10 protein-coding genes are annotated in these 12,278 nt (G+C 60.8%); 5 read left to right on the top strand and 5 right to left on the bottom strand.

All coding sequences use genetic code 11. From position 1 onward, the window contains the following. Nucleotides 1–578: 578 nt before the first annotated feature. The 5 genes from ACIQLI_RS06335 (at nt 579) to ACIQLI_RS06315 (ending at nt 7,044) form a co-directional block, all read left to right on the top strand. Entirely contained in the window at nt 579–2,234 is a 1,656-nt protein-coding gene (locus ACIQLI_RS06335) for a carboxylesterase/lipase family protein (protein ID WP_400386228.1), read from the top strand. A 292-nt stretch (nt 2,235–2,526) separates the two neighbouring features. Continuing rightward, nucleotides 2,527–4,428 (top strand): beta-glucoside-specific PTS transporter subunit IIABC, encoded by a 1,902-nt coding sequence (locus ACIQLI_RS06330; protein WP_400386225.1) that lies wholly within the window; start codon nt 2,527–2,529, stop codon nt 4,426–4,428. Between the two features lie 52 nt (nt 4,429–4,480). After that, entirely contained in the window at nt 4,481–5,893 is a 1,413-nt protein-coding gene (locus ACIQLI_RS06325; RefSeq protein ID WP_400386222.1) for a glycoside hydrolase family 1 protein, read from the top strand. A gap of 99 nt (nt 5,894–5,992) precedes the next feature. Continuing rightward, nucleotides 5,993–6,832, top strand: coding sequence for a BglG family transcription antiterminator (locus tag ACIQLI_RS06320; protein ID WP_400386766.1), 840 nt, complete (start codon nt 5,993–5,995; stop codon nt 6,830–6,832). An 11-nt stretch (nt 6,833–6,843) separates the two neighbouring features. Further along, nucleotides 6,844–7,044 carry an HPr family phosphocarrier protein gene (locus ACIQLI_RS06315; protein WP_400386763.1) on the top strand — a complete coding sequence of 67 codons (201 nt, stop codon included), beginning with the start codon at nt 6,844–6,846 and terminating at the stop codon, nt 7,042–7,044. A gap of 94 nt (nt 7,045–7,138) precedes the next feature. Here ACIQLI_RS06315 and ACIQLI_RS06310 read toward each other — a convergent pair whose 3' ends face one another. The 5 genes from ACIQLI_RS06310 to ACIQLI_RS06290 form a co-directional block, all read right to left on the bottom strand. Next, nucleotides 7,139–7,348, bottom strand: coding sequence for a hypothetical protein (locus ACIQLI_RS06310; protein ID WP_400386782.1), 210 nt, complete (start codon nt 7,346–7,348; stop codon nt 7,139–7,141). Between the two features lie 217 nt (nt 7,349–7,565). Further along, nucleotides 7,566–8,207 carry a GntR family transcriptional regulator gene (locus ACIQLI_RS06305; protein ID WP_400386219.1) on the bottom strand — a complete coding sequence of 214 codons (642 nt, stop codon included), beginning with the start codon at nt 8,205–8,207 and terminating at the stop codon, nt 7,566–7,568. Nucleotides 8,208–8,503: 296 nt separating this feature from the next. Further along, a complete protein-coding gene (locus tag ACIQLI_RS06300) occupies nt 8,504–10,849 on the bottom strand; it encodes a xanthine dehydrogenase family protein molybdopterin-binding subunit (RefSeq protein ID WP_400386216.1) in 2,346 nt (781 codons plus the stop codon). Next, nucleotides 10,846–11,421, bottom strand: coding sequence for a (2Fe-2S)-binding protein (locus ACIQLI_RS06295; protein ID WP_400386214.1), 576 nt, complete (start codon nt 11,419–11,421; stop codon nt 10,846–10,848). Before ACIQLI_RS06295 ends, ACIQLI_RS06300 begins: the two co-directional genes overlap by 4 nt. Further along, nucleotides 11,418–12,278: an FAD binding domain-containing protein gene (locus ACIQLI_RS06290; RefSeq protein WP_400386212.1), complete on the bottom strand. Its 861-nt coding sequence runs from the start codon at nt 12,276–12,278 to the stop codon at nt 11,418–11,420. Before ACIQLI_RS06290 ends, ACIQLI_RS06295 begins: the two co-directional genes overlap by 4 nt.

Genomic DNA, 12,278 nt, shown 5'->3' with positions numbered 1-12,278 from the left:
ATCAATCCTCATGCTCGCTCCTTACGACCCTCAGGATTATAGTCAGCTCACCGAGGCCATCTCGACTGAATCACTCGCAGCGCATTTTGGGATTGATCCCACAGCAGTGACAATTCACTGGGCACCCCATCTGGCGGCCACCTCCATCGCGCTCCGGGGCGTTCTCACCGGGGGTGTGACCAGATCGCCCACCATAGATCCACATGGTAAGACCATGTCATCACACCTCCTCGCGATGCGGGTTGTCTGGCAATAGCTCGGCATACAATGGACAGCGGGCGCCCTACGCGTCGCCATCGACAGATCCATCCCTCATCGTGACCGCCATGCTCGTAGCCCATGATTTCGCGAGCGTTTCTCAGATGAGGCATGCACCATGTTTCGCGAGCACTATTGGTGAATCTCGTCGGCCTCTTGACCCGACCAACGCGCCCGGTTACGCTCGACTGACGTCTTCGGACGTTCAGGATTGTTACCGGCTGGGCCGGGCAAGACCTGAGCACATCGTGCTCAGGTCTTTTTTTGTGCCCGGTTGCGTCTCCTAAAATCCACATCTCATCTAGAAACTCGAGGAATCAATGAAGATCAATCGTAGGTCAGCCGCAGTCCCCGCCGTGGCACTCCTTGCCCTCCTATCGATATCCATGGCAAGCGCCGGCGCCAGCAGTGGCACACCAGCATCGAAGGCGCAAAGCACCCGAACCGCCACGGAACCAGCGTTCTCCACCGTGAGCGGAGGCGAAGTCATGGGGGCGAAGGTCGATGGTGTCTATCAGTTCAAGGGCATTCCGTACGCTTCTGTCAAGCGCTTTGAGAAGCCGCAAGCTGCCGCATGGGACGGCATCAAGAAGGCGCTCAGTTACGGTGAGGTCTGCCCGAACGGCGCGGACAAAGTGAACAGCTACGACTTCGCAGGACCCACGGCGCAAGACATGGTGGAGAATGAAAACTGTTTGAATCTCAACGTCTGGTCGACCAGCACCGATCCCGCTGCGAAGAAGCCGGTGGTGGTCTGGATTCATGGAGGCGGCCTTTCGAGTGGCTCAAGTGGAGAGCTCGCCTTCTATGACGGCCACAACTTCGCTGAAGACGAAGACGTGGTCTTCGTAAGCCTGAACAGCCGTTTGAATGTCCTCGGCTACCTTGACCTCTCTGGTTACGGCGATGCATACACTGGAACCGGCAATCTCGGCCAGCTTGACCAAGTCGCCGCTCTGGAGTGGGTTCAAAAGAACATCTCCCTGTTTGGCGGTGACCCGAGCGCCGTCACGATCATCGGGCAGTCTGGCGGCGCAGCAAAGGTCGAGGCACTGATGGCGATGCCATCCGCTCAAGGACTCTTCCAGCGGGCAGTTGCCATGAGCGGTTCAGTCTGGGCGGTTACACAGGATGAGGCCAGAGCGAGCAGCGCCAAGGTTTTCCAAAAGCTGGGCATCAGCAAGGTCGAAGAGTTGAAGGCATTGCCTTACGATGAAATTCTCGTAGCGGCCAAGGAAGCCGGCTTCGTCCCCGGTATCGTCATAGACGGTTCAGTTGTCCCCGTCGCTCCGGTTCAAGACGGCGTCTTCTCACCGATCTCTAAGAACGTTCCGTTGCTGACCACCAATAACTTTGGCGAGTTCTCCTCCAATGTCATCAATGCGACTGGGTTCGATGTAGCGGCTGATCCATTAAAAGACGTATACAAGCCCGAACTCACACCAGGACGTGTTCAGGAACTCCTGGACGAGCGTTTCGGGGTGTGGAAGGACAAGATCGTCGGCGAGTTCCAGAAGCAGTTCCCTAACCACGACGTGGTCGACGTGCTGTACATGAGTACCCTTCCGTTCGTCTCACGGACAACCAGCGCGGACCCCAAGTCAGCGACCGCTGGCGGCGCTCCGGTCTATTCCGCATTGTTCGCTTGGGAGCTCCCGTTCTTCGGTGGCACCGTCTCCTACCACACGAGCGGAGACCTACCCTTTATCTTCGACAACACGGACAAGATCCCCGCGCTGGTGGCTGGAGCGGAAAAGGAGGCTCAAGCTTTCTCAGACGTCACCTCGAGCGCCCTGGCGAACTTCGTACGCACGGGCAACCCCGGGGGCGCCGGGAAGAACGCCTGGCCCGCCTACACAAAGACGGATCAGTGGACGATGGTCTTCGACGACAAGAGCCGCTTGGTCAACTCGCCCGACCGCATGCTGATCGAGATGATCAATGCGGCCGACGCTGGGAAGCCCCTCTCCTCATGAACGGGCGTAGCTGCTAGCCCGCCCCGGTTTTCACCGGCGGCGGGTTAGCAGGTACGCGGAGCAGCAGAAACTGCCGCGGCCTTGGCCCGGCAGGCCAGAGGGCGGTGCTCGTGGCACAGAAATTCGGGGCATTTGTGCCTGAGTGATTGCACTCACGGCCACTACCGAGTATTATCGATTATCGAAGGCATATGCCTGTGGATTGTTACCCAAATCGGGGCAAGACCTGAGAAGCGCCATTTGTGCGTCCTCGGGTCTTTTTTTATGCCCAAAATGGACAGAGAGGTCTGACATGGCAAGTGTGGACTACCGGTCGCTGGCCGGAGATATTTTGCAGGGAGTGGGCGGTGAAAAGAACGTCTCAAGTGTCACCCACTGCGCCACGCGGCTGCGGCTCAAGCTGCGGGACGATGCAAAGGCTGACACGGCAGCCATCGAGAAACTGCCGGGTGTTATTACGGTGATGAAGGCGGGCGGACAGTTTCAGGTTGTAGTGGGCAACAATGTCCCCACTGTCTATGCTGAGCTCGGCAAGATCACCAAGCTCACGGGGGACACCGCGGCCAGCGGGGAACCTGTCACACACGGCAACTTTTTCAACCGGTTCATCGACCTGATCTCTTCGATCTTTTCACCTGTCATCTGGCCGCTTGCCGCGGCTGGCCTTCTCAAGGCGTTCCTGAGCATGGCCACCCAGTTCGGCTGGCTTGACCCGTCATCGCAGACCAATGTGATCCTTGCGGCGACTGCGGATGCGATCTTCTACTTCCTGCCGCTGTTCCTGGCTGTCACCGCAGCGAAGCGGTTCAAAACCAACCAGTTCACATCCATGGCCATTGGCGGGGCGCTGGTCTACCCGAGCATTGTCGCGTTGGCCGCCCAAACAGAACCGATCACCTTCGCTGGACTCCCAGTGGTGATGATGAATTACACCAGCTCGGTCATTCCGATCATCGTGGCGGTGTGGCTGCAGGGCTACCTGGAGCGTTTCCTCGATCGTGTGCTGCCATCAGCCATCCGGAATTTCACCACGCCGCTGTTGACGATGCTTGTCATGGTGCCCTTGATCCTGCTGACCGTCGGTCCGGCTACAACCTACGCGGCGCAGGGTCTCTCCGCGGGAATCAGTGCAGCCTTTACGCTTGCGCCGTGGCTTGCCGGAGCCATTGTGGGTGGCTTCTGGCAGGTCTTCGTGCTCTTCGGCCTACACTGGGGTCTCATTCCGGGCATGTTGAACGAGCTCGCAACCCAGGGCTATTCGCTGCTGCTCGGCCCGCTGCTCCCCGCCGTGCTGTCCCAGGCTGCTGCTACGCTGGCCGTCCTGTTCCGCACGCGGAACAAGGCCCGCCGCATCGTGGCCGGTCCCGCAGCTTTGTCAGGGTTCCTGGCTGGCGTCACCGAGCCTGCCATTTACGGGGTCAACCTGCCCCTGAAGAAGCCGTTCTACTTCGGCATTGCCGGCGGTGTTGTGGGCGGCGCAATCGCTGCCGCCGGCGGCGGCGGTGCCAGCGCTTTTGTGTTCCCGTCGCTTCTCAGCCTGCCGGCCTTCAGTACTGTCGGCAGCTTCGGACTGCAGTTGCTGGGCACAGGCGTCGCCGTCGTCATTGCCTTCACCCTTACCTGCTTCTTTGGCCCACGGGAGCTGGAAGCAGCTGTCGTCGTCGCAGCTCCCGATGCGGAAACCGCTGCAGGCACGAACGGAATAGCGTCGGCGGGCAATGCCCTGGTAGCTTCCACAGGCACCCTGACGGTCGCGGCGCCCGTCGCAGGACAGGCTGTGGCTATGGCGGATGTTCAGGACAAGGTGTTCGCTTCCGGCGCCATGGGCAAGGGCCTTGGCATCGTTCCTGTGGACGGCCGCATCTGCTCGCCCATCACCGGAACAATTAAGGCGGCCATGAAGACAGGGCACGCCTTCGGCATTAAATCGGACGACGGCGTGGAGGTTCTAGTTCACATTGGGATCGACACCGTTCAGCTTCAGGGGCGCGGCTTTGAGTCCGCAGTGACCCGCGGCCAGCAGGTGCGTGCTGGTGACCTGCTCGCCGTCGTCGATCTTGAAATCGTCGCCGCCGAAGGTTATGACACGACCACGCTGGTGGTGGTCACCAACACCGCGCAGCTCGCCAGCGTCGATCCTGTAAAGGCAGGAAACTTGGCCGAGGGGGACCCCGCCATCACCGTCCAGGTCTGAACGTCAAGTCCTCACTCAACTTTCACGTTCTACAGATGAGGGAACCAACACTGTGATCAACACTTTCCCGGAGGGATTCCTCTGGGGCGGCGCCACCGCCGCCAACCAGATTGAGGGCGCTTACGATGAGGGCGGCAAAGGCCTCTCCATTCAGGATGTGATGCCGAAGGGCATCACGGAAACCCCTGCTGAAGGCCCGACGCCCGAGAACCTCAAGCAGGTGGCCATCGACTTCTTCCACCGCTACGCGGAGGACATCGCCCTCTTTGCGGACATGGGCTTCAAGGTGTTCCGCTTCTCCATCGCATGGAGCCGGATCTTTCCGCTCGGCGATGAGGATAGCCCCAATGCAGAGGGACTGGCCTTCTACTCCCGGATCCTCGACGAGCTCGAGAAGCACGGGATTGAACCGCTGGTGACCATCAGCCACTACGAGACCCCGCTCCATCTGGCGCGCAAGTACAACGGCTGGACCAACCGGGAGCTTATCGGGTTCTATGAGCGCTACTGCCGCACACTGTTTGGGTACTTCGGCGGCCGCGTGAAATACTGGCTGACGTTCAACGAGATCAACTCAGTGATCCATGAACCGTTCCTGTCCGGCGGGATTTCAACCCCTAAGGAACAGCTCACCAAGCGGGACCTCTACCAGGCCATCCACCATGAGCTGGTGGCGTCGGCGCGGGCCACGAAACTGGCGCACGAGCTGATGCCCGGCGCCCAGGTGGGATGCATGATTATCGCCATGCCCGCTTATCCGCTGACCCCGGACCCCTCCGACGTTGTGGCTGCCATGCACACGGCGCAGGACAGCTACGCGTTCGGTGACATTCACTGCCGCGGCGAGTACCCTGGCTACCTGCTGCGGTACTTCCGGGACAACGGCATCGAGCTGGACATCACCGCACAGGACCGCGAGGACCTGAAAGAAACGGTTGATTTCGTCTCGTTCAGCTACTACATGAGCATCTGCGAAACCGCGGATCCGGCCATGAAGGTGAAGGGCTCCGGCAACATCATGGGCGGCGTCCCCAACCCCACGCTCAAGGCGTCGGAGTGGGGCTGGCAGATCGACCCGCAGGGCCTCCGGGTGGCGCTCAACGACTACTGGGACCGCTGGCAGAAACCGCTGTTCGTCGTGGAGAACGGTCTGGGTGCAGTTGACGAGCTGGTAGAGGTTGATGGCGAAAAGACCGTCGTCGACGACTACCGCATCGGATACCTTAACGACCACCTAGTGCAGGCCCGAGAGGCCGTGGCCGACGGTGTTCGGCTTCTGGGCTACACCTCGTGGGGTTGCATCGACCTGGTCAGCGCATCGACGGCGCAGATGAGTAAGCGCTACGGCTTCATCTATGTGGACCGCAACGACGACGGCAGCGGCTCCCTGGCCCGTCATCCTAAGAAGTCCTACGGATGGTACAAGGACGTCATCGCCACCAACGGTGCCAGCCTGAAAGCCTAGGACACCCAGAGATCGCCGGCGCCAGTCAGGAAGACCAGCGCCGTCAATCCTCTGCGGGAATGCAATGTTCAACGACAACGGAAGGAGGACGGCTTGGAGGTGTTGCGCATTTTCAACAACAACGTCGTCCTCGCCCGTGACGCTAGCGGTGGAGAACTAATTCTCACCGGGCGCGGGTTGGGATTCCAAACAAAACCCGGTCACCAGGTGGACGAAACCAAGGTTGTCCGCGTGTTCCATCCCGAGGACGGGCGGAACGCCGATAACTTTGGTGCCCTAGTGGCAGCCATCCCCCCGGAGCATCTCGCTTTGGCTGACCAAGCGCTGCAGAAGGCGAGACGAGACCTTCCCACGCCCGCGAGTTCGACGACCGTAGTTGGCCTCGCGGATCATCTCAGTTTTGCCATCAAGCGCTTGCGTCAAGGCATCCAGTTGGAGTACCCGTTACGAGCTGAAGTGGCACACCTCTACCCGGACGAGCTGCGGACAGCTCAACGCGTCCTTGAATTCGTCAACACCAGCTTGCACCAGCCACTGCCGGAGGAAGAAGCTGTGCCAATTGCCCTCCACCTAGTGAACGCGGGCTTCGCAACTGGGGACCTTTCCCTCACCTATCAGATGACGGGCGTTTTCACACAGCTCTTCGAGGTTTTGGAACAGGCTTATGAGCGACCCTTTGACCGCGACACCGTCAACGCGGCCCGCTTCATCACTCACCTGCGCTATTTTTTCGTCCGTGCTAGGACAGGCCGGCAGCTGGATGACGGGGCCAGCAGACTTAGCAAAGCAATCCGCGAGTCCTATCCCGAGGCGTACGGCATCGCCCTCAAACTGCAGGCGGTGCTGGAGTTGCGGCTGGGTGAGCCTCTGACGGAAGACGAAGTTACATACCTGACGCTCCATGTCGCCCGGATGGTCGAAGACCACCGGTTTCGCTGATTACTTGACTCATTCCAAAGAAAGTATTCATCACAATCCGCCGCGCGGAAGACCCGCCAGCCGAAGCCATGGATGCTACTTCCGTGCTGTTCCTGATGAGCCTGGGCCTCGAGCAGGGAGACCGTGTTGTCCTGGGCAGTGAGGGTACCGGGTCAGAGCAGGCACTTGATCACCTCGTCCGCCTGCTCGAAACCAACGACGACGCTTCATAGTTCCGCCCACGGGTCGGGCTTGGTCGTGCAAATTGGGATCCTAACCACCGGTGGTGACTGCCCCGGACTGAACGCCGTGATCCGGGGAGCCGTTCTAAGGGGTACTGCCCTTCGCGGCAACGAAGTTTAGGGTTTCCTTTGCCGCATTGGACGCGAGTTTTGCCAAGCAGCGCGGCACTTGGGCTGGATCCCGCTCCTTTTCGCCGGCATGGTTGTCGCTGCACAGGCCATCCTGGTCCCGGAGTAGAAGGTGAACGTCGAACGGACCGGCCAGTTGGCTAAGGAAGCCCATGCCGGTGGCCACACCGCTAGTGTTGGCTGAAGGATTCATGCTCGGGAACGGGAAATCCGCACACCTGGCGATGCCCTGACACCTTCGGCCGATTCGGTGTATGCGCCCTCACAAATCAGGCCGTGGCGGAGCCTGACAACGATTGAAGATGGGGACTGCATCGCAAGCGGGAATTTGAAGTTGCTCAAAGTTACGTCTGCGATCCGTGGATCGGTCGAGGGGGGAGACGCTATTCCTGGGGCAGAATGGAGTACTCGTGCTGGTGCTCGATGACCAGTTCTGTGCAGAGTTCCGGGGTGCCGTTCTCATACGCGTCAAGGATTGGCACATGCGCTTCTGCGGCCGCCTTGAGATCAACGTGGCCGCGGATCACCGTGGCCATGGTGCGGGCCTCCACATGAAGAGAATCCCAGATTTCCATCATGAGCCTGTTTCCTGTAGCCGCGATCACCGCACGGTGAAAGTCTGTGCTGTACTTCGCGATGCCGTGTGCATCGTTGGTGGCCGCAGCCTCGCGCATTCCGGCAAGGGCATCCCGCAGGGGTGCGGGATCGGCATGCAAGGCCGGGTAGGCGGCAGCGGCTGCAGTTCCCTCCAAGGCGACGCGGACAAAATAGACCTCGGCCAGGTCGTTTTGGGATGCTGTGCGTACGAAGGTTCCACGGCGGGGGAGGTTTTCGACGAGTCTGGTGGAGGATAACTCGCGCAGGGCCTCACGCACCGGAGCTTGGCTGACGCCAAATTCCTTGGCAAGCTGCAGTTCCACGAGACGCATCCCGGGAGGGTAGGTGCCATCCAAGACGCGGTCCATGATGGTACGCTTAACCTTTTCCGAGAGACTCTCGTTCTCAAATGCTGTTGACACCGGCATTCCCCTAGTGTTTCACAGCGACCGGGCTGTCGCGCCATCAAGGAGCAAATGCCGCGCGGTGCCGTGACGAATCCAGATCCTGGAATGAGTTGCTAGGGACAACCACAACGCGGCGGCAGCGATAAAGAAGAACCTGCAGACACGCCCGGCTTCCTTGTCCGCCGCGTTTTCCAACCCACGGAGCAGGCCGATGCTAAGGGAACTCCGAAAGCCAAGCCAAGCTGACAGGCCATGTTCACGATCACCAGCCGCGGTTTGCGGCTGTCTGATGGATGCCTACATCTTATTGATCTTCATCAATGGGCACCCTCTCCATCCTTTCGCTGCTCCATGCCTGATGTCTTGGCCTCGACAATGGCTTTCCACACCTTTTCGGGAGTCATCGGGAGGTCTCGGATCACAACTCCGACGGCACTGGCCACTGCATCAGAGAGCGCCGGGGCGGTACACAGCAGGGCGCCTTCACTGATGCCTTTTGCGCCGTTGGGGCCCGGGCCGTCACCGTTCTCTATCATCCCAGTGCGGAGTTGGATGGGGATGTCCTTAGTGGTGGGGATGCGGTAGTCGAGGGCCCCCAGATTTCGGATTGCCCCGTTATCGTCCAGGATGAGGTGCTCCATAAGGGAGTGCCCGAGGCCCATGATGGCTGCCCCTTCGTCCTGCATCTCCACTTGGAGAGGGTTCAGGGCTTTACCGACGTCGCTTGTGGTGACGTGCTTGTGGATAAGGATTTCGCCTGTTTCGCTGTCGACCTCGATTTCGAAAGCGGTGCAGTTGAACTCGAAAAAAGCCGGTGTTCCGCCAAGGGGGTGTTCGGGCATGTGTGGCTTTCGCATGCGTCCGTTGCCGATGAGCTCGCCGTTCCAGCGTCCTAGGCCGACTTTGACGAAGTCGGTGATTGGCAAGGATTTGTCGGGTAGGTGCACCGTCCCGGCTTCAACGCGTACATCGTCTTCCGGGATCCCATGAAGGTCAGAGGCGAGCTCGCGCAGCTGAGCGTGGATGTCATCGCAGGCGCGGTTGATAGCGGTGCCCATGAAGACTGTTGATCGGCTGGCGGATGTCTGCATGTCAAAGGGGACCACCGAAGTGTCGCCCATGATCACGGTGACTTTCTCCAACGGGGCGCCGAGAGCGTCGGCGGCGAGCTGGGCGAAGATGGTACGGGCGCCCTGGCCCATGTCGGAAGTCCCGGCATAGAGGACGACGCTGCCGTCACTAAGCAGCCGCACGGTGGAGTTGGAGAGTCCGGTGGTGGCCCCCGACTTGATGCCCACCGCGATACCGCGGCCCCTCCCGGGTGGCAGGGGAGTGTCCCATCCGAGCATATCCGCCGCGAGCTGCAGGGTCTGGAGCCAGTCGCCGTCGGAGGGGAAGTCATTCTTGACGACTTCCTCACCGCGCCGGGCCAAGTTCTTCATGCGAATCTGAAATCCGTCCATGCCCAAGGCCCGGGCGGCTTCATTGATTTGGGACTCGATGGCCCAGTTCATTTGGGGAGTCCCGAAGCCGCGGAACGCCGTGGACGGGGTGGTGTGGGAGAGGACCCCCCGGGCGTTGATTCTTGCGGCGGGGGTCCGGTAAGGCCCACATGCGAGATAGGCGCTCTTGGTCATCACGCGCTCAGCAATGTCAGCGTAGGCGCCGATGAGATAGGAGGAGTCGATGTCCTGAAAGACCAGATCTCCTTCGGAGGTGAAGCCGGTGCGAACACGCACCTCGGCCGCGGCGCGCCGGACTGCTTGGAATGATTCCTCAAGGGTTAGGACAAGCCGGCATGGTCGTCCCGTGCGCTGGGAGAGCAGGATAAGGACGGGTTCAAGTTTGGGGTTCTGCTTGCCGCCAAATCCCCCACCTGGGTCGGGTGCAAAGACTCTCACCTGGGTAAGGGGCAGGTCGAAGAGCGCCGCCATCATCTTCTGGAGCAGGTAAGGGTGCTGGACCGGACTCCAGAGCCTGATCTCGCCCCCTGACGCATCGGCGATGAAGCCATGGGGCTCGATCGCGAAGTGGGTCACCATGGGAAAGGTGTAGGCGTTCTCGATTACAAGGTCAGCCTCTTCCTGCATGGAGTCCACATCGCCCCAGCCGTAGTGGCGTTCTTTCAGCACGTTGGTCTCGGCCAACGGATCCCCGTAGACGCGGATCCGGGGGTCCTGGACGAGCGGGGCGCCAGCGGCGAGGGCCGCGGCAACTGTCGTCACGGCCGGCAAAATCTCGTACTCGACCTGGACCAATGAAGCCGCGAGCTCCGCTGCCTCCTTGGTGTCGGCGGCAACCGCTGCGACTGCTTCTCCGTGGTAATTCGTTTCCCCGTCGGCGAGAATGGGACGGTCTTGGTACGCTGGCCCGAAGCGTGGCATAGGCTGAGGCAGGTCCGCTGCCGTCAGGATGTCCCGCACACCGGGGACTTGCCAGGCCCGTGTGGTGTTGACGTCAACGATGCGGGCCCGGGCTACAGGCAACGTGATGAGCTTGACTTCGAGCATCCCGTCAAGACGGATGTCAGCGAGGAATTCCTGAGCTCCGGTAACACGCTCTCTGCCACCTATCCGGCGGGCGGAAGTCCCGATGCTGGGTCCGTCGCTGACGGCTGAGCCGGCGCCGGTCGTCACGCCTGGCCCTCCACCGGATGTGATCATGACTCCACCTCTGCGGGACCGTGGGCAATGGCATCGTCCTGGGCACCCCGGAGCGCGTCGTGACGCACCCGCCTGCGCTCCTGTTCCCGGGGGCCGGAGTCACCGTTGTGCCGTGAGACCTCGAGCATTGCTTCGAACATGCGATTGTATCCCGCGCACCGGCAAAGGTTTCCCGAAAGGCCTTCGCGGATTTCCTCGAGGCCGGGGCACGGATTGTTGTCGATGACAGCCTGCGCCGACATCACCATGCCTGGGATGCAGAACCCGCATTGAATGGCGCCGTAATCAAGAAATGCCTGTTGGACAGGATTCAGCTGACCATCGACGGCCAGTCCTTCGATGGTCGTAATTTCGGCCCCGTCGGCTTCGACTGCAAGCATCAGGCAAGAGTTAACGGTGCGGCCGTTCACCTTCACCGTACAGGCTCCGCATTCGCCAACGGCGCAGCACTCCTTCGTTCCTGTCAGGCCGCCCCCATCCCGGAGGGCGTCCAGAAGGGCCAGGTTGGGCGGCACGTCGAGGGATTGGGGATATCCGTTGACCGAGAACCGTAGGGGGTTCGTTTGAGTCATTGCTCCTCCTTCGCATTCAGGCGCTGTACGGCGATTTTGAGTGTACGCCGGCCCAGGACGTTGACCATCGCAAGCCTGTATGAAGCGCTGGCCCTGACGTCCGTGATCGGTTTGGCATGGGCGACGAGCACTGCCAGCGCCCGTTCCTTCTGCTCTGGCGTGGATTCCGGGTCGGTCAGTACTCCCGGCTCGCAAACCAGAAGCGGTTTCGGTGACACAGCACCAAATGCGTATGAAACGGCGCCACTTCTGTCGACGCGGCAACAAAGATTGATCGTTGCAAGGTCAACACCTCGACGGCGGGTCATGCGTGCGAAAGCGACTCCGGGCGGCTCCTGAGGGATGGGCAGGACCACGGCGATGACGAATTCACCCGGACCCAGGGCTGTGCGCCGGTTGCCTTGGATGAAATCCACGACAGGCATTTCTCGTTCTCCGTCCGGCCCGGCGACCACGACCGCAGCTCCGTAGACGGCGAGGGCAGGAACGGTGTCAGCCGCGGGAGACGCGTTGCAGATGTTGCCCGCCAACGTGGCCCGGTTACGGATCTGGATTGAACCCACGACATCTGCTGCCTCGACGAGGGCAGGGAAGTGCTTTTGCACGGCTTTATCAGCAACCAGGTCCGTCAACTGAGCGGTGGCGGAAACCCGAACCTGGCTGCCGGTCGCTTCAATTACCGGAGGAAGGTCCTCGATGCGTTTCAGATCAACCACGAGCGGCGGGGTGATCCGCCCGTCGCGAAGCCCGACGGTCAGGTCCGTCCCTCCGGCAAGGAGACGTGCCTCCGGATGGGCACTGAGTAAGTCGACGGTTTCTGCGATGCTGCCAGGCCGGGCATAGGCGAACGGTTGCAC

Source organism: Paenarthrobacter sp. NPDC091669 (genome assembly GCF_044756725.1).
Classification (GTDB): domain Bacteria; phylum Actinomycetota; class Actinomycetes; order Actinomycetales; family Micrococcaceae; genus Arthrobacter; species Arthrobacter bambusae_C.
Note: the sequence above shows the minus strand (reverse complement) of the source record. Positions and strands in the feature narration are given on the sequence as shown.

Bases quoted from the DNA above. Each gene is read 5' to 3' on its own strand.
- ACIQLI_RS06300 (WP_400386216.1), bottom strand. From the start codon at position 10,849: ATGATCACATCCGGTGGAGGGCCAGGCGTGACGACCGGCGCCGGCTCA.
- ACIQLI_RS06295 (WP_400386214.1), bottom strand. From the start codon at position 11,421: ATGACTCAAACGAACCCCCTACGGTTCTCGGTCAACGGATATCCCCAA.
- ACIQLI_RS06335 (WP_400386228.1), top strand. From the start codon at position 579: ATGAAGATCAATCGTAGGTCAGCCGCAGTCCCCGCCGTGGCACTCCTT.
- ACIQLI_RS06330 (WP_400386225.1), top strand. From the start codon at position 2,527: ATGGCAAGTGTGGACTACCGGTCGCTGGCCGGAGATATTTTGCAGGGA.
- ACIQLI_RS06305 (WP_400386219.1), bottom strand. From the start codon at position 8,207: ATGCCGGTGTCAACAGCATTTGAGAACGAGAGTCTCTCGGAAAAGGTT.